The organism is Xanthomonas sp. WHRI 8393, from assembly GCF_040203315.1.
Taxonomy (GTDB): domain Bacteria; phylum Pseudomonadota; class Gammaproteobacteria; order Xanthomonadales; family Xanthomonadaceae; genus Xanthomonas; species Xanthomonas arboricola.
The window spans coordinates 1,330,773-1,347,574 of record NZ_JBEGGL010000001.1; the positions used below are offsets into that span (position 1 = coordinate 1,330,773).

At 67.6% G+C, this 16,802-nt stretch carries 17 protein-coding genes; 15 read left to right on the forward strand and 2 right to left on the reverse strand.

The annotated features are described in order from the left end of the window. Window positions 1-3 precede the first annotated feature (3 nt). Complete coding sequence (locus ABQ137_RS05825; RefSeq protein WP_016902524.1) at window positions 4-957, reverse strand: AAA family ATPase; 954 nt, start codon at window positions 955-957, stop codon at window positions 4-6. A 36-nt stretch (window positions 958-993) separates the two neighbouring features. On the opposite strand from ABQ137_RS05825, the gene ABQ137_RS05830 reads away from it, so the two are divergent. The 3 genes from ABQ137_RS05830 to ABQ137_RS05840 are packed head-to-tail and all read left to right on the forward strand — an operon-like array spanning window position 994 to window position 5,671. Further along, on the forward strand, window positions 994-2,835 hold the full coding sequence (locus ABQ137_RS05830) for a glycosyltransferase family 39 protein (protein ID WP_349781461.1): 1,842 nt from the start codon (window positions 994-996) through the stop codon (window positions 2,833-2,835). Window positions 2,836-2,843: 8 nt separating this feature from the next. After that, a complete protein-coding gene (locus tag ABQ137_RS05835) occupies window positions 2,844-3,839 on the forward strand; it encodes a glycosyltransferase (RefSeq protein WP_349781463.1) in 996 nt (331 codons plus the stop codon). Then, complete coding sequence (locus ABQ137_RS05840) at window positions 3,839-5,671, forward strand: hypothetical protein (RefSeq protein ID WP_349781465.1); 1,833 nt, start codon at window positions 3,839-3,841, stop codon at window positions 5,669-5,671. The genes ABQ137_RS05835 and ABQ137_RS05840 overlap by 1 nt, the downstream gene beginning before the upstream one ends. 103 nt (window positions 5,672-5,774) lie before the next feature. Here ABQ137_RS05840 and ABQ137_RS05845 read toward each other — a convergent pair whose 3' ends face one another. After that, window positions 5,775-6,350 carry a Maf family protein gene (locus ABQ137_RS05845; RefSeq protein ID WP_184431937.1) on the reverse strand — a complete coding sequence of 192 codons (576 nt, stop codon included), beginning with the start codon at window positions 6,348-6,350 and terminating at the stop codon, window positions 5,775-5,777. A 110-nt stretch (window positions 6,351-6,460) separates the two neighbouring features. On the opposite strand from ABQ137_RS05845, the gene ABQ137_RS05850 reads away from it, so the two are divergent. From ABQ137_RS05850 to ABQ137_RS05905, 12 genes are all read left to right on the forward strand, one after another. Continuing rightward, on the forward strand, window positions 6,461-6,970 hold the full coding sequence (locus ABQ137_RS05850) for a YceD family protein (protein ID WP_046341941.1): 510 nt from the start codon (window positions 6,461-6,463) through the stop codon (window positions 6,968-6,970). A 97-nt stretch (window positions 6,971-7,067) separates the two neighbouring features. Then, window positions 7,068-7,262 carry a 50S ribosomal protein L32 gene (gene rpmF / locus ABQ137_RS05855; RefSeq protein WP_003483870.1) on the forward strand — a complete coding sequence of 65 codons (195 nt, stop codon included), beginning with the start codon at window positions 7,068-7,070 and terminating at the stop codon, window positions 7,260-7,262. Between the two features lie 90 nt (window positions 7,263-7,352). Then, window positions 7,353-8,330: a beta-ketoacyl-ACP synthase III gene (locus ABQ137_RS05860; protein ID WP_024938452.1), complete on the forward strand. Its 978-nt coding sequence runs from the start codon at window positions 7,353-7,355 to the stop codon at window positions 8,328-8,330. Between the two features lie 60 nt (window positions 8,331-8,390). Continuing rightward, window positions 8,391-9,173, forward strand: a complete 783-nt coding sequence (locus ABQ137_RS05865; protein WP_016902517.1) for a BUD32 family EKC/KEOPS complex subunit — start codon at window positions 8,391-8,393, stop codon at window positions 9,171-9,173. A gap of 104 nt (window positions 9,174-9,277) precedes the next feature. Beyond that, a complete protein-coding gene (fabD, locus tag ABQ137_RS05870; protein WP_104568852.1) occupies window positions 9,278-10,222 on the forward strand; it encodes an ACP S-malonyltransferase in 945 nt (314 codons plus the stop codon). Between the two features lie 82 nt (window positions 10,223-10,304). After that, window positions 10,305-11,048, forward strand: coding sequence for a 3-oxoacyl-ACP reductase FabG (fabG, locus tag ABQ137_RS05875; protein WP_016902515.1), 744 nt, complete (start codon window positions 10,305-10,307; stop codon window positions 11,046-11,048). 155 nt (window positions 11,049-11,203) lie between these two features. After that, a complete protein-coding gene (gene acpP / locus ABQ137_RS05880; RefSeq protein WP_002814322.1) occupies window positions 11,204-11,443 on the forward strand; it encodes an acyl carrier protein in 240 nt (79 codons plus the stop codon). 141 nt (window positions 11,444-11,584) lie between these two features. After that, on the forward strand, window positions 11,585-12,820 hold the full coding sequence (fabF, locus tag ABQ137_RS05885; protein WP_024938455.1) for a beta-ketoacyl-ACP synthase II: 1,236 nt from the start codon (window positions 11,585-11,587) through the stop codon (window positions 12,818-12,820). A 179-nt stretch (window positions 12,821-12,999) separates the two neighbouring features. After that, window positions 13,000-14,355 (forward strand): aminodeoxychorismate synthase component I, encoded by a 1,356-nt coding sequence (locus ABQ137_RS05890; protein ID WP_184431935.1) that lies wholly within the window; start codon window positions 13,000-13,002, stop codon window positions 14,353-14,355. Window positions 14,356-14,415: 60 nt separating this feature from the next. After that, on the forward strand, window positions 14,416-15,480 hold the full coding sequence (mltG, locus tag ABQ137_RS05895) for an endolytic transglycosylase MltG (protein WP_154831558.1): 1,065 nt from the start codon (window positions 14,416-14,418) through the stop codon (window positions 15,478-15,480). Beyond that, window positions 15,477-16,436, forward strand: coding sequence for a DNA polymerase III subunit delta' (locus tag ABQ137_RS05900; RefSeq protein ID WP_039523908.1), 960 nt, complete (start codon window positions 15,477-15,479; stop codon window positions 16,434-16,436). Before mltG ends, ABQ137_RS05900 begins: the two co-directional genes overlap by 4 nt. Beyond that, the gene (locus ABQ137_RS05905; protein WP_024938459.1) at window positions 16,433-16,786 is read left to right on the forward strand and encodes a PilZ domain-containing protein; all 354 of its coding nucleotides are present in this window, start codon (window positions 16,433-16,435) and stop codon (window positions 16,784-16,786) included. Before ABQ137_RS05900 ends, ABQ137_RS05905 begins: the two co-directional genes overlap by 4 nt. The last annotated feature ends 16 nt before the right edge of the window (window positions 16,787-16,802 follow it).

The window sequence follows — 16,802 nt, forward strand, 5'->3', positions numbered from 1 at the left end:
GGGTCAGTCCACCGGCACGCTGTGCAGCAGCGCCTTGGCCAGCGCCGGCCCGGACGAGGATTCGGCCTCCGGCACCAGCCGGTGCCCGGCCACCGCCACGAACAACGCCTGCACGTCTTCCGGCAGCACGTGCTCGCGCCCGAGCAGCAGCGCGTAGGCCTTGGCCGCGCGCAGCAGCGCGATGCCGGCGCGCGGCGACAGCCCCACGCGCACCCCGGCGTGCTGGCGGCTGCGCAGCAGCAAGGCCTGCACATAGCCGATCAGCGCATCGCTGGTATGGATCTGGCCCACCACCGTGCGCAGCGCCACCACGTCGGCGTCGCTGAGCTGCGGTGCGGCCTGGGCGATCAGCTCGCGTCGATCCACGCCCGACAGCAACGCGCGCTCGGCGTCGGCGCTGGGGTAGCCCAGGCTGAGCCGCAGCAGGAAGCGATCCAGTTGCGAGTCCGGCAGCGGAAAGGTGCCGGACAGATCGACCGGGTTCTGCGTGGCGATCACGAAGAACGGCTCCGGCAACGCATGGGTGACGCCGTCGAGCGTGACCTGCTGTTCGGCCATGGCCTCCAGCAGCGAGCTTTGCGTACGCGGCGGGGCGCGATTGATTTCGTCGGCCAGCAGCACGTTGGTGAACACCGGGCCGGGATGGAACTGGAACTGGCGCGAGGCGGCGTCGTAGACCGATACGCCCAGCACGTCTGCCGGCAGCAGGTCGGAGGTGAACTGCACGCGCTGGAAGCCCAGCCCCAGGCTGGAGGCCATCGCGTGGGCGAGGGTGGTCTTGCCCAGGCCGGGCAGGTCTTCGATCAGCAGATGTCCGCCGGACAGCAGTGCCACGAACGCCAGGCGCACTTCCTGCGCCTTGCCCAGCAGCAGCGAATTGACCTGGTCCTGTGCGCGCCGCAGCGATTGGCGCAGCGCATCGGTTAGCATTTCCGTGGAACGCAGCGGTGTCGACATCACAATTCCGTAGGTGGAAGAAGAGTGCACAGGGCAATGCAAGGGGACCAACGCGCACATCGCACCTTCGTGATCCTGTGGACACTGGCGACGGCCGTCAAGCTGTTGATCGCCGCGCGGCTGCCGCTGTTCGTCGACGAGGCGTTCTACTGGCAGGAAGGCCAGCATCTGGCCGCCGCGTATTCGGATCTGCCGGGCATGACCGCCTGGCTGGCGCGGCTGGGCGTGGAACTGGGCGGGCATCATCTGCTGGCCCTGCGCCTGCCGTTTCTGGCCATTGCCGCGCTGATTCCCTGGTTGATCGCGCATATCGCCACGCGCTGGTTCGGCTCCACGCTGGGCTGGCAGGCCGGCAGCCTGACCCTGCTGATGCCGCTGTCGGCCACGCTCGGCATCCTGGCGGTGCCGGATGTGCCGATGGCGCTGGCGGCGGTGCTGTGCATGGATGCCGGCGCGCGGCTGCTGCGCGAGGTCGATGCCACCAGTGCGCTCGAGCTCGCCATCGGCCTGGTGATCGGCGCGCTCAGTCATTACCGTTTTGCCGGGGTGATCGGGATGGGCTGCATCGCGCTGCTGTGCATTCCGCAGGGGCGCGCGGTCATGCGCGACCCGCGCATCTGGATGGCGCTGACGGTGGGTGCGGTGAGCTGGCTGCCGCTGCTGTTCTGGAATACCGAGCATGACGAGGCCGGGCTGCGCTTCCAGCTGGTCGACCGGCATCCATGGCGCTTTCAGATCACCGGGCTGTGGTTCTTGCTGATACAGGCGGTGCTGGTGACCCCGCTGCTGGCCTGGGCGATGCTGAAGGTCGGCCTGGCCGGCACGCGCGCCGGTGGCGGTTCGCGTGCGCAATGGCGGTATTTCGGCCTGCTTGGCGGGATTTCGACCGTGGCGATCTTCGTGCTCGGCTTCTTCAGCGATGCCGAGCGGATCAGCTTCCACTGGCCGCTGCCGGGCTACCTGGCCTTGCTGGTGGCGGTGCCGGTGATCCTGATGCGTTGGCCGCATACGCTGCGTCGCGCGGCCTGGGCGATTGCGCTGCTCGGCACCCTGGGTGCGTACGGCTATTACCTGGCCGTGTCGGTGCCCTCGATTCGCGCGCATGCGGCCGGCGAAAAATACTATCCGCGCAACTTTGCCGGGTGGAAGGACCTGGCGCGCGCGGTCGAGCTCCGGCTCGCGCAGATGCCGCCGGGCACGCGCGTGCTGGCGGAAAACTTCAAGGTCGGTGCCGAGCTGGGCTTTCAACTGCACGATGCCAACGTGGAAGTGCTGCGCGCGGAGTTGAACGACAAGCACGGACGCAGCGCACAGCTGCAGCAGTGGGGGCTGCTCAGCGATGGCACGCGCGCCGGGCCGCGGCTGCTGGTGCTCTCGCCCAGCGATCAGCGTTATCGCGACCTGTTGAAGCGCTATCACGACATCTGCGAGATGGTCGGGTCGCTGCCGCCGCCCACCGTGGTGTCCACCGATCACGGCTACCAGCGCTTCCTGTTGTTCGCGCTGCCGGCGCAACGCCAGCCCGGGCCGTGCATCGCTCCGGCGATGGCCTGGATCGACACGCCGCTGCCGGACGTGCGCGTGGCCGGTCAGGTGCAGGTGGGCGGCTGGGCATTCAAGGACGGCGTCGGGCTGTCGCAGGTGGAGCTGCTGCTGGACGGGCGCCCGGTCGCGCAGGCCGAGTACGGCACGCCACTGGATGTGCGCCCGTACTGGAAGATCTCCACCGACCCGCAGCACCCCAACGTCGGTTTCAACGCCACCTTCGACACGCATGCGCTGCCGCCGGGCACGCATTGGCTGGGACTACGCCTGCATGGCCACGACGGCAGCGTCGAGGACTGGTGGGAACAGCCCATCACCGTTTCCGCACCTTAGATCACGCAATGACCGACGCCATGACTGTTGTCCCTCCCGTGCCTGTGCCCGGGATCCGAATCGCCGTGCTGGTGCCCTGCCATAACGAGGCGGCGACGGTCGCCTCGGTGATCGCTGCGTTTGCTGCTGCTTTGCCAGGCGCGGCAATCCATGTGCTGGACAACAATTCCAGCGATGCCACCGCGACGATCGCCGCGGCGGCCGGCGCGCAGGTGTGCCGCGTGGCGCTGCAGGGCAAGGGCAATGTGGTGCGGCGTGGATTTGCCGATGTGGAAGCGGACATCTATGTGCTGGTCGATGGCGATGCGACTTACGATGCGGCCGCCGCACCGGCGCTGGTGCGCAAGCTGATCGACGAAGGCCTGGACATGGTGGTCGGCGCGCGCCGCGAGCAGCAGCAGGCCGCGTATCGGCCCGGTCATCGCGTCGGCAACGTGTTGCTGACGCGGTGCGCGGGGCTGCTGTTCGGCCGCAGTTTCGACGACATGCTGTCCGGCTATCGGGTGTTCTCGCGGCGCTACGTCAAATCCTTCGCTGCGCATGCGCAGGGATTCGAAACCGAAACCGAACTGGCCGTGCATGCATTGCAGCTGCGCATGCCGGTGGCCGAGGTCGAAACCGCCTACGGTGTGCGCCCGGAGGGCTCGCAAAGCAAGTTGAATACCTGGCGCGATGGCTGGCGCATCCTCACCACTATTGCCAAGTTGTTCAAGGCCGAGCGGCCGTTGTTGTTCTTCTCCATCGGCTTTGTGCTTAGCGCCACGTTGTCGATCGTGCTGGCGATTCCGTTGTTCGAAACCTATTTCCAGACCGGACTGGTGCCGCGGTTTCCCACGGCGATCCTGTGCGTGGCGCTGATGCTGCTGGGTTTCCTGCTGCTGGCGTGCGGGCTGATCCTGGACACGGTCACGCGCGGACGCGTCGAGGCCAAGCATCTGGCGTATCTGGCTGAGCCGGGCGTCGCCACTCTTGTGGCGCCGCGTGCGCCTGGAGCTACCCGCTGATGGCAGCCATCGCGACATCGACGCCGGTGGGCCGGCGGCAGCGGCTGTTGGGCTGGGCCGATCGCCATTTCGGCTTTCATTCGCCACGCCAGATCGCCGCGGCGGTGACGGCGGTCGTGCTGCTGGGCGCGCTGCTCTCGCTTGGGCTTGGCCAGGACGCCAACTGGGACCTGCGCAACTACCACCTCTATATCGGCGATGCCTGGGCGCACGACCGGCTGGGCGTGGATCTGGCGCCGGCGCAGATGCAGAGTTACTTCAGCCCATTGCTCGATGTGCTGCATGCCTGGTTGATGCTGCAGCTTCCCGGGCCGGTGGCCGGGCTGCTGCTGGGCGGCTTGCATGCGCTGGTGTTCGTTCCGGTGGCGGCAGTGGCATGGCGCGTATTGGCCGGGCAAACGCGGCGCGCGCAGGGGGCACCGCTGCTTGCAGTGGCCGGCATGTGCAGCGCGGTGTTTCTGTCCGAGCTCGGCGGCACCATGGGCGACACCGCCAGCGCGATCCCGGTGCTGGCGGCGCTGGCGCTGGTGTTGTCGGCGCAGGCGCGGGCGCGGCAGGGCGCGCATGCGGTGCATCGATGGGCCATCGCCGGCGCACTGATCGGCCTGGCCGTCTCGCTTAAGCTCACCAATGCGCTCTACGCGTTGGCGCTGGTGCCGGCGGTCCTGTGCGATGGCGGGCGCCTGCGCTCACGCGTGCTGGGCCTCGGCGTGCTTTCCGGCGTTGCGGCGCTGGTGGTGGTGCTGGTGGCCGGGCCCTGGTATTGGCAGGTCTGGCAACACCTGGGCAATCCGCTGTTTCCGCAGTTCAACGGAGTCTTCAAATCGCCGCTGGCGCAGCCGGTGTCGATCGCCGATGTGCGGTGGTTGCCACGCAATCTCGGCGAGCAGCTGATCTGGCCACTGCTGTTTACCTTCAAGCCGCAGCGGATCGGCGATCTCGGTCTGGTGCAGGCCGGTTGGGCGGTGCTGTATGCGGTGACGCTGGTCGCTGCAGGGCGCAGGTTGCTGCGCCGGCCCGTGCGACAGGTCGGGCTGGATCGCTCGGCCGTGGTCCTGCTGGTGTTCTTCGGCGTTGCGTACGCGCTGTGGCAGGCCATTTTCAGCATTCATCGCTATCTGGTGGTGCTGGAGCTACTTGCGCCGCTGGTGCTCTGGATCGTGTGCCGGCACGCATTTGCCGCACGCACGGATCGCAAGGCGGCCTGGTTGATCGGGCTATGTGCCCTGGTCGCGGTGGTCGGGTGGAAGGATTGGGGGCATGAAGCCTGGGCACGCGACAGCTTCCAGGTGCAGCAACCGGCGATGGGCGAACCTGCCGCCTCCACGGTGTTGCTGGTCGGCGACGAGCCGCAATCCTGGCGGGTGCCGCTGCTTCCGCGGCAGGCGCGTTACATCGGTGTGGCGACGAATATCGCCGAGACCGACCAGTACCGGCAGCGCGTGCGCACGCTGATTGCCGGGCGGCCGCAGCTCTACGCCGTGCTGGGCGCGGCGCGCGACAAGCAGCAGCTGCGGATCGACCGGATGAATCGCTGGGCGCAGCAACTGGGCTGGAGCGTGCAACCGCAATGCACGCGCCTGCGCTGGTTGATCGCGCGCGGCCTGCGTGCCGAACTGGATGCATCGCAGCCGGGCCGCTGCGTGCTCAACATTGCCAAGGGTAGGGCGCTGGACATCGCCGCCGCCGACCGTGCCGTGCGCGAGGCCGCGCAGCAGCGCCTGGCCGCGTACGGGCTGACGCTGGACCCTGCACGCTGCCGCACGCTGTCCTCGCGCGTGGGGCAGGCTGATTATCCGTATCAGTTCTGTGAGTTGACTCGGCCCGGTTAGGGCTGCGTGCGTGGGTGCAGGGATTGGGGATTCGGGATTCGGGAGTTTTGCTCGTGCCCGATCTTTCCGTGCGCGGTCTTCACTCTTGGCCGCACGGCAATTCTTATGGGATCTCGAACCCCGCCTGGCGCAGCAGCCGTGCCAGCGCGATCAGCGGCAGACCGACCAGGGCAGTGGGGTCCTGCGAGCGAATGGCGTCGAACAGGCTGATCCCGAAGCCCTCGCACTTGAAGCTGCCGGCGCAATCCAGCGCTGGCTCGGCGGCCAGGTAGCGGTCGATTTCGGCGGGCATCAGCGGGCGCAGCTGCACCTCGGTCAGGTCCAGCGCGTGCGCGGTGCGGCCAGGGCCGACCAGGCTCACTGCCGTATGGAAGCGCACCACGCGGCCGGACATCGCGGTCAGCTGCGCATGCGCCCGCTCCAGCGTGCCTGGTTTGCCCAGGGCCAGGCCATCCAGGTCGGCGACCTGGTCCGAACCGATCACCCAGGCGTCGGGCGCCTGCGCAGCCACCGCTGCTGCCTTTTCGGCAGCCAGCCGGCTAGCCAGCGCGTCCGGGCACTCCCCAGGCTGCGCCTGCTCGTCGACCTCCGGCCGGGCGGTGCTGAACTCCAGGCGCAGCCGGCCGAGCAGCTCGCGTCGATAGACAGAGGTGGAGGCAAGAATCAGGCGTGGCATCATGGGGCGCTGCACAGGACGGGCAGGGAAGTCTGCCAGCGTTGGCGCCTTGCGAGGCGCGTGAATAGGGGTATTTGACAGGGCGTCGGCGGGTCTTTAACATTCTGCGGCTTATGTCCGCGAACGTACCCGAAATGCTGGATGCTTGGCGGATGGTCGTAGCGCGCAGGCGCTTCGATGGCCGCATCCCGCTCTCTGCGATGACCCGCCTGCAAGGGAGCTTGGTCGATACCGAGGGCGAGTGTGTCTATTCGCTCCAATTCGATCATGACGACCTGTTGAAGGTCGCCTACGTCGAACTCAGTGTCGATGTCGAGCTTCCGCTGGCCTGCCAGCGCAGCCTGCAGCGTTTTCTGTATCCGGTGCAAATCAGACAGCGTCTTGGTTTGATCCGTGACGAAGCCGACGAAGCTGCGTTGCCGGCCGAGTACGAGGCCTTGCTGGTGCCGGAAGATGGCATGCTGCGGGCCGCGGATCTGGTCGAGGACGAACTGGTGCTGTCGATACCGGTGGTGCCGATGGCGCCGGGTAGCGAAGCCGTCGAGGCCGAGTGGGTTCCGACCCAGGAAGAGCAAGACAAGGCCAGTCCGTTCGCGGCGCTGGCAGCGTTCAAAAAACAGTAACCGCCGCTGTGAAGGGCGGAAAGACAGGTCGGCGCGGGCGTGAAGCGTCCTGTTCGACTCGACAGACAAGTTATCGAACTTAAGTTGGAGCAATCCCATGGCTGTGCAGAAATCCCGAGTTACCCCGTCGCGTCGCGGCCAGCGTCGTTCGCACGATGCCCTGACCGCCAAGCAGCTGTCGACCGATCCGACCAGCGGCGAAATCCATCTGCGCCACCACATCACCGCTGACGGTTACTACCGCGGCAAGAAGGTGATTGCGACCAAGTCGTCGGCCGTCCAAGAAGATTGATTCGTGGCACCCGGCGCGTTCGACGCTGCCGGGTGACCCTCGCTTCTTCCGGAGCCGCCGACCACCGCGGCTCTTGCAACAGGGAACAGTATGAGCAAGCGGATCTATTCCAGAATCGCGGGCACGGGTAGCTATTTGCCCGAAAAGGTGTTGACCAACGACGACATGTCCAAGATCGTCGACACCAGCGATGAATGGATCTTCTCGCGCACTGGTATCCGTGAGCGTCACATCGTCGCCGACGACCAGACCACCAGCGACCTGGCGTATTTCGCCTCGCTGAAGGCGATGGAAGCGGCCGGCGTCACCGCCGACGAGCTCGATCTGATCGTCGTCGGCACCACCACGCCGGACCTGATCTTCCCGTCCACTGCCTGCCTGTTGCAGGCGCGGTTGGGCAATGTCGGGTGTGGCGCGATGGACGTCAACGCCGCCTGCTCGGGCTTTGTCTACGCGCTCAGCGTGGCCGACAAGTTCGTGCGCAGCGGCGACGCCAAGACCGTGCTGGTGGTGGGCGCCGAAACCCTGACCCGTATCGTCGACTGGACCGACCGCACCACCTGCGTGCTGTTCGGCGATGGCGCTGGCGCGGTCGTGCTCAAGGCCGACGAAGACACCGGCATCCTCAGCACCCATCTGCATGCCGATGGCAGCAAGAAAGAGCTGCTGTGGGATCCGGTCGGCGTGTCGGTGGGCTTCGGCGAAGGCAAGAACGGCGGCGGCGCGTTGCTGATGAAGGGCAACGACGTATTCAAGTACGCGGTCAAGGCGCTGGATTCGGTGGTCGACGAGACCCTGGCCGCCAATGGCTACGACAAGCACGACCTGGACTGGTTGATCCCGCACCAGGCCAACCTGCGCATCATCGAGGCCACCGCCAAGCGGCTGGATCTGCCGATGGAGCAGGTGGTCGTCACCGTGGATCGCCACGGCAATACCTCTTCGGCCTCGGTGCCGCTGGCACTGGACGAAGCGGTACGCTCCGGCCGCGTGCAGCGGGGTCAATTGCTGCTGCTGGAAGCGTTCGGTGGTGGATTTACCTGGGGCTCGGCGCTGCTGCGCTACTGAGTTCCGCAGGCAGCGCCGCGTCCGCCGGCGATGCCTGACAGCGTCAGGGACGGACCCGTTATGGCAGAACCCATCGTCATCGCCGGACAGCGCGTCTGGCTGAAGCAGTACCGCCGCGACAGCCGGGCGGTCTCGCTCGGAGCACTCAACTTCGTCGCCCGCCGCTGGGGCCTGGACGCCTTGCGTCCACCGCCGCACCGTGGCGGCGATGCCGCGCGCGATCTGGAAGCGCGCCGGCTCGGCGAACTGCAGGCGCAAGCGGTGAATGTGCCGCGCGTGGTCGGTTGCGGGCAGGCGGCCCTGGTGCTCAGCGACAACGGCCGTTCCTTTGCCAGCTGCCTGCGCGAGGCCGATGCGCCCGAGCGCGACCGCCTGATCGCGCTGGCGGTGGCGGCCATTGCCGCTGCCCATCGCGATGGCGCGTATTTCGGCCAGCCGCTTCCGCGCAACATGACCTTCGACGGGCAGGCGGTCGGCTTCATCGATTTCGAAGAAGACCCGCTGGAAGTGATGGACCTGGCCCAGGCCCAGGCGCGCGACTGGCTGGTGTTCGGCTACGGCGTGGCCAAGTACTACCGCGGCCGCCGCGAGGTGCTGCAGCGGTTGATGACGGGCGCCTTCGATGCGGCCGGCCCGGCGGTGGCGGCGCATGCGCACGTGGTGACCGGGCGCCTGCAGCGGTTTGCGCAGCTCACCGGTCGCCTGGGGCGCTCGGCCGGGGCGCTGGCGCGCGCCATCCTGGCCATCCACGCGGCGACCTCCCTGGCCGTGGTGCTGGTGCTGGTGATGTGCGTGGACTGGCTCGCCGATGGCGAAATGGACCTGCTCAACGCCTTGCTGTAAGTGTGCCGGCGGTCGCGCCGGACGGGCCTTGCATACGCGGCAGTACAGACGCCGGGGCGATTTCGCACGTATCATCCCGGCTCGATTTTTGTAGGCAGCAACGCGTGACCGAATCCACTCTCGCCTTCGTGTTCCCCGGCCAGGGCTCGCAGTCCCTGGGCATGCTGGCCGAACTGTCCGAGCTGCATCCGCAGATCCGCGAAACCTTCGCCGAAGCCTCCGAAGGCGCCGGCGTCGACCTGTGGGCGCTGTCCCAGGGCGGCCCGGAAGAGATGCTCAACCGCACCGAGTACACCCAGCCGGCCTTGCTGGCCGCTGGCGTGGCGGTGTGGCGGCTGTGGAATGCGCAGCGCGGGCAGCGCCCGGCGGTCCTGGCCGGGCACAGCCTGGGCGAATACACCGCGCTGGTCGCTGCCGGCGCCCTGTCGCTGCACGACGGCGCGCACCTGGTGCGGCTGCGCGGCCAGTTCATGCAGGCCGCTGCGCCGGCCGGTGTCGGTGCGATGGCGGCGGTGCTGGGCGCCGAGGATGCGCTGGTGCTGGAGGTCTGTGCCGAGGCGGCTGGCAGCCAGGTGGTGGTGCCGGCCAATTTCAACTCGCCCGGTCAGATCGTGATCGGCGGCGATGCGGCGGCGGTGGATCGCGCGCTGGCCCTGCTGGCCGAGCGTGGCGTGCGCAAGGCGGTCAAGCTGGCGGTGAGCGTGCCCTCGCATACCCCGTTGATGCGCGATGCCGCCAACCAGCTCGCCGAAGCAATGGCCGGGCTGAGCTGGCACGCGCCGCAGATTCCGGTGGTGCAGAACGTCGATGCGCGCGTGCACACCGGCAGCGATGCGATCCGCCAGGCGCTGGCCGAGCAGCTGTACCTGCCGGTGCAGTGGACCGGCTGCGTACAGGCGCTGGCCGCCCAGGGCATCACCCGGGTCGCCGAATGCGGCCCCAGCAAGGTGCTGAGCGGGCTGATCAAGCGCATCGACAAGAGCCTGGACGCCCGTCCGCTGGCCACGCCTGGCGATTACGCCGGCGCGCTCGAGGCGTGGACGCACTGATTCGACGCACCTGCCGGCGCTGCCGGCAGCCCTCACCGTTCGCGGCTGCGGTCGCGAGCTCCCCACTCGAGGAACAGCATTCATGAGCAAGCCTCTGCAGGGCGAGATCGCCCTCGTCACCGGTGCCAGTCGCGGCATCGGCGCGGCCATCGCCGATACGCTGGCCGCCCAGGGCGCCACCGTGATCGGCACCGCGACCTCGGCCTCCGGCGCTGCGGCGATCGGCGCGCGCCTGGCTGCCCAGGGCGGCCACGGCCGCGAGCTCAACGTCACCGACGCTGCGGCGGTCGATGGCCTGATCGATGCGATCGGCAAGGAGTTTGGCGCGATCTCGATCCTGGTCAACAACGCCGGCATCACCCGCGACAACCTGTTGATGCGGATGAAGGACGACGACTGGCAGGCGATCATCGACACCAACCTGACCAGCGTGTTCCGCACCTCCAAGGCAGTGATGCGCGGCATGATGAAGGCGCGCAAGGGCCGCATCGTCAACATCGCCTCGGTGGTGGGCGTGACCGGCAACCCCGGCCAGACCAACTACGCCGCGGCCAAGGCCGGCATCATCGCGTTCTCCAAGTCGCTGGCCAAGGAAATCGGCTCGCGCGGGGTCACCGTGAATGTGGTGGCGCCCGGTTTCATCGATACCGACATGACCAAGGCGCTGCCGGAGGAGGCCAAGGCCGCCCTGCTGCAGCAGATCGCGCTCGGGCATCTGGGCGCGCCGGAAGACATCGCCAACGCGGTGGCGTTCCTGGCCGGCCCGAGCGCCGGTTACATCACCGGTGAGACCCTGCACGTCAACGGCGGCATGTACATGCCGTGAGCGTGCGGCGCCGGGAGGCGCTAAGTGGCTGATCGGCCGGGACTTGTGATGCAATGCAAGGCTCGGTCGCTTCCACTACACTATCCAACGCGGCCATCGCAGCCCGATGGCGTTTTTTTCGTACCACCACTACTCCATCTGGAGCGATATCCCCAATGAGCACCATCGAAGAACGCGTCAAGAAAATCGTCGTCGAACAACTCGGCGTCAAGGAAGAGGAAGTCACCACCAGCGCATCGTTCGTCGATGACCTGGGTGCCGACTCGCTGGACACCGTCGAGCTGGTGATGGCGCTGGAAGAAGAGTTCGAGTGCGAGATCCCGGACGAAGAGGCTGAGAAGATCACCTCGGTCCAGCAGGCGATCGACTACGTCAAGGCTCACGTCAAGAGCTGATGCGTTGTTCCTGACGGCGGTGGCGTGCGTCAAGCCGCTGCTGCGTCAGACATTCCATGGGGCCGCTGATGCGGCCCTGTGTTTTTCAAGCGTCATCCGCAAACTGCAAGCACCGTCCGTTCCGTGGTGAGGAGATCTGCAATGAGTCGTCGTGTTGTCGTTACCGGCATGGGCATGGTGTCGCCGCTGGGCAATGATCTGGCCACCAGCTGGGATGGAATCATCCACGGGCGCTCAGGCATCGGCCCGATCACGCAGATCGATGCCTCGCAGTTCACCACCAAGATCGCTGGCGAGATCAAGAATTTCGACCCCACGCTTTTTGTGTCCGCCAAGGACGTCAAGAAGATGGATTCGTTCATCCATTACGGTGTCGGTGCCTCGTTCATGGCGCTGGACGACTCCGGCCTGGAAATCGACGAAAGCAATGCCGAACGCGTTGGCGCCATTCTTGGCTCCGGCATCGGCGGGCTGCTCGGTATCGAAGAGCAGACCATCAAATTCCACGAGGGCGGCGCGCGCAAGATTTCGCCGTTCTATGTGCCCAGCACCATCATCAACATGCTGCCGGGCCAGGTTAGCCTGATCAAGGGCTTGAAAGGCCCGACCTTCTCGGCAGTATCGGCCTGCGCCACCTCCAACCATTCGATCGGCACCGCGATGCGCATGATCCAGCATGGCGACGCCGATGTGATGCTGGCCGGCGGCGCCGAGCGCGGCTCCTCGCCGAGTTCGGTGGGCGGCTTCTGCGCGATGAAGGCCATGTCCACCCGCAACGACGACCCGACCGGAGCCTCGCGTCCGTGGGACAAGCAGCGCGACGGCTTCGTGCTGGGCGACGGTGCCGGCGTGCTGGTGCTGGAAGAGTACGAACACGCCAAGGCGCGTGGCGCACGCATCTATGCAGAACTGGTCGGCTTCGGCGCCAGCTCCGACGCCTTCCACATGACTGCACCCAGCGAAGACGGCGAGGGTGCGGCGCGCAGCATGGCCGCGGCGATGCGCGATGCCAAGCTCAATCCCGAGCAGATCGGCTACCTCAACGCGCACGGCACCTCCACGCCGCTGGGCGATCTGGCCGAAACCCTGGCGATGAAGCGCGCGCTGGGCGACCACGCCTACAAGACCATGGTCAGCTCGACCAAGTCGATGACCGGCCACCTGCTCGGCGCGGCCGGCGGCGTGGAAGCGATCTTCTCGGTGATGGCGCTGCATACCGGCATCATTCCGCCGACCATCAATCTGGAAGAGCCCAGCGAAGGCTGCGACCTGGATTACGTGCCGAACGTGGCGCGCGAGGTGCAGGTGGATGCGGTGATGTCCAACGGCTTCGGCTTTGGCGGCACCAACGGCACGCTGGTGTTCAAGCGCGTCTGACGTCCCGGCGTTGGTGTACCGCGAACAATGCTTCGCGGTACACGCCGCACGCAGGTTACGGCGGTCGGGCAGGGCGTGTACGCGGCCGAACGTCGCTCCGCGAGCTGATCCTTCTCTTCATGTGTGCCCTGCCTCTCTCGCAGGGCGGCGCCTCTTAGCACCCCACGCCCAACCGGCCGATGACGCTCACCAGACCCCTGCACGCCGACATCGACCTGCTGGCGCTGCATCGGCTGGCGCCGCAGCGGTATCCGGCACTGCTCGAATCCACCGCCTCCGGCACCGCGCACGGTCGCTGGGATGTGCTGCTGCTTGCAGACGGCGCACGCCTGCGGCTGGATGCCGATGGGCGCACGCGCGACGGCGATGGACGCGTGCTGGACGGCGGCTTTCTGCAGGCATTGGATGCGGCCTGGCAGGCCGAGCGCGTGCCGCACGATGCGACCAGCCCCTGGCCGTTTCGCGGCGGCTGGGCGGTATTGCTGGACTACGAACTGGCCGCGCAGGTCGAACCGATTCTGCAGTTGCCCACGCGCAGCGATGGCCTGCCGAGCGCACTGGCCTTGCGTGCGCCCGCCGCGGTGCTGCGCGACCGGGTACAAGGCCGCTGCATCGCGCTGGCCGAGCCGGGCCGCGAGGATCTGCTGACCCGCATCGTCGAGGACATCGCCGCCTGCGCCGCATTGCCACCATTGCCCGGCTGGGTCGGGCCGCTGGCTGTCGATGAGGACGCGCCGGAGCGCTTCACCAACGCAGTGGAGCGCGTGCTCGATTATCTGCGCGCCGGCGATGTGTTCCAGGCCAATATCTCGCGCGCCTGGCATGCGAGGTTCGCTGCGGCGGTCGATCCGGCGGCGTTGCATGCGCGCCTGCGCGCGGCCAATCCCGCGCCGTTTGCCGGCCTGTTTGTTGCGGCAGGACGCGCGGTGGTGAGTTCCTCGCCGGAGCGGCTGGTGTCGGTGCAGGGCGATGTGGTGCAGACGCGCCCGATCGCCGGCACGCGCGCGCGCTTTGTTGGCGACGACGATGCCGCACGCATCCGCGAGCTGGTCGGCCATCCGAAGGAGCGCGCCGAGCACGTCATGCTGATCGACCTGGAGCGCAACGACCTGGGACGCATCTGCGCGCCCGGCACGGTGGAGGTGGACGAGCTGATGGGCGTGGAAAGCTACGCGCACGTGCACCACATCGTCAGCAATGTACGCGGCCGTCTGCGCGCCGACGTCACTCCGGGCGAGGCGATCGCCGCGGTGTTTCCCGGCGGCACCATCACCGGTTGCCCGAAGGTGCGCTGCATGCAGATCATCGCCGAGCTCGAACGCACCGCGCGGGGCGCCTATACCGGCGCATTCGGCTGGCTCAATCGCGACGGCGACATGGATCTGAACATCCTGATCCGCACCGCCGAGGTGGCCGGGGAGCAGGTGCATTTCCGCACCGGCGCCGGGATCGTGGTGGATTCGGACCCGCAGCGCGAACTGGACGAGACCCGCGCCAAGGCGCGCGGCGTGCTGCGCGCCTTGGACCAGGCATGAGCGCTTCAACGGGACATCACCGGCGCGCGGTATCCTGCGCGGCGCTGGGGCAATGACGAGGTGCGTGTGGCGGTGACTGGCAAACGTGGATGTCTGGCTGTGCTGGGCACGGCCCTGTTGCTCGTGGCGCTGCTGGCCATTGCGGGGCTGGTGGCGTGGCGGCATTACCTGCACTTTGCCGAGACACCGGTGAGCGCGAGCGCGCCCAGCGTGGTGATTGCGCCCGGCGATTCGCTCAAGGCCACGTTGCGCAAATTGCGCGCCGCCGGCGTGGCGCAGGGCACCGATCTGGAATGGCAGTTGCTCGCGCGCCAGGTCGATGCGGCCGGCAAGCTCAAGGTGGGCGAATACGCGCTGGCGCCGGCCCTGTCGCCGCGCGAGCTGCTCGAACGCATGCGCCAGGGCCGGGTGATCCAGTACCGCTTCACCATCGTGGAAGGCTGGAACTTCCGCCAGCTGCGCGCCGCGATCGCCACCGCCACGCCGCTGCAGCAATCCATCGCTGCGCTGGACGATGCGGCGTTGATGGCGCGGCTGGGGTTCGCCAACCAGCACCCGGAAGGGCGCTTCCTGCCGGAAACCTATCTCTACCAGCGCGGCGACAGCGATCTGGACGTGCTCAAGCGTGCCCACCTGGCCATGGACAAGGCGCTGGCGCAGGCCTGGGAGCAGCGTGCGCCGGATCTGCCGCTCGGCTCGCCGGAACAGGCCTTGATCCTGGCCTCGATCATCGAAAAGGAAACCGCGCTGGGCTCGGAGCGCCCGTTGATTGCCGGCGTGTTCCTGCGCCGCCTGCAGTTGGGCATGAAGCTGCAGACCGACCCCACCGTGATCTACGGCATCGGCAGCAGTTACGACGGCAATATCCGCCGCCGCGACCTGACCACCGATACGCCGTACAACACCTACACGCGTACCGGCCTGACCCCGACGCCGATCGCCATGCCCGGCCGTGAGGCCTTGCTGGCGGCGGTGCGTCCGGCGCCGGGGAATGCCCTGTACTTCGTGGCGGTCGGCGATGGCACCGGCGCGCATGCGTTCTCGGCCACCCTGGCCGAACACAATGCGGCAGTCGCGCGTTATCTGCAGCGCCGTCGCCTGCCGCAACCGGAGTCCACTCCATGACCACTGCGTTTTCACCCTGGCAGCAGCGCGCCTACGACCAGACGCTAGCGGCACTGGACGCCGGCCGGCTCGGGCACGGCCTGCTGATCTGCGGGCCGGATGGTCTGGGCAAGCGTGCGGTGGCGCTGGCGCTGGCCGAGCATGTGCTGGCCAGTTCGCCGGACCCGGCGCTGGCGCAGCGCAGCCGGCAGCTGATCGCCGCCGGAACCCACCCGGACCTGCAGTTGATCTCGTTCATTCCCAACCGCACCGGCGACAAGCTGCGTACCGAGATCGTGATCGAGCAGGTACGCGAGATTTCGCAAAAGCTGTCGCTGACCCCGCAATACGGCATTGCCCAGATCGTGATCGTCGACCCGGCCGATGCGATCAATCGCGCCGCCTGCAACGCCTTGCTCAAGACGCTGGAAGAACCCTCGCCGGGGCGCTACCTGTGGTTGATCAGCGCGCAGCCGGCGCGCCTGCCGGCAACCATCCGCAGCCGCTGCCAGCGTCTGGAATTCAAGCTGCCGCCCGCACACGAGGCGCTGGCCTGGCTGCTGTCGCAAGGTGTCGACGAACGGGCTGCACAGGAAGCGCTGGATGCCGCACGCGGTCATCCGGGGCTTGCGGCGCAGTGGCTGCGCGAGGATGGCCTGGCGGTGCGCCGCGCGGTGGCGCAGGACCTGGAGCAGATCGCCGCCGGGCGCGCCAGCGCAGTGGATATCGCGCAGCGCTGGACCAACGACGGCCAGGCCGACCAACGTCTGCGCCACGCGGCAGACCTTGCGCTGGCACAGGCATCGGCCGGCTTGACCGATCCATCGCGGTTGCACAAGCTGGCGACCTGGTTCGACGCTGCCAATCGCACCCGCGACCTGCTGCGCACCACCGTCCGCGCCGATCTGGCGGTGACGGAATTGTTGCTGGCCTGGCGCGAGGGAGAGCGTCCGGCACGTTCTAGGGGAACTCGATGAGTGCAATGAATGCACGCCAGGGCATTTTGTCGCTGGCGTTGAAGGACAAGCCGGCGCTCTACAGCGCCTACATGCCGTTCGTGAAAGGCGGCGGCATCTTCGTGCCCACGCCCAAGCGCTACATGCTCGGCGACGAAGTCTTCCTGCTGCTGACCCTGCCTGACTCCAGCGAGCGCCTGCCGGTGGCCGGCAAGGTGGTCTGGACCACTCCGGCCGGCGCGCAGGGCAACCGCGCCGCCGGCATCGGCGTGCAGTTCCCGGACGGCCCGGAAGGCGAAGGCGTGCGCAACAAGATCGAGATGTTGCTGGCGGGCCTGACCACATCGGACAAGCCGACGCATACGATGTGAGGCGGGTGCGGGTGCG